Source organism: Pseudomonas sp. SIMBA_067 (assembly GCF_046534675.1).
GTDB lineage: Bacteria > Pseudomonadota > Gammaproteobacteria > Pseudomonadales > Pseudomonadaceae > Aquipseudomonas > Aquipseudomonas putida.
In genome coordinates this window covers 1-236 of sequence record NZ_JAWRYH010001345.1, presented here as the reverse complement: position 1 = coordinate 236, position 236 = coordinate 1, and the positions used below count along the sequence as shown (strand labels likewise).

The 236-nt window shown below is 62.7% G+C and carries 1 protein-coding gene; it reads left to right on the top strand.

The window, feature by feature from the left end; translation table 11 throughout:
• A partial coding sequence (locus tag SB765_RS33720) for a LysR substrate-binding domain-containing protein (RefSeq protein ID WP_410933049.1) occupies positions 1 to 236 on the top strand: 236 nt, incomplete at both ends.

The window sequence follows — 236 nt, the reverse complement described above, 5'->3', positions numbered from 1 at the left end:
ATGACTTCGACCCGGCGACCAGCAACATGACGTTTCGCATCGGTTTGTCCGATGACGTGGAGTCGGGCTTGCTGCCGCCACTGCTGCGGGCCCTGCGGGTGGAGGCGCCGAACGTGGTGGTGGTTGTGCAGCATGTGGATTACTGGCGCATACCGGATTTGCTGGCAGCAGGCGATGTGACGGTTGGCATCAGCCAGACCAGAGGGCTGCCAGCCAATGCCAAGCGCAAGGTGCTG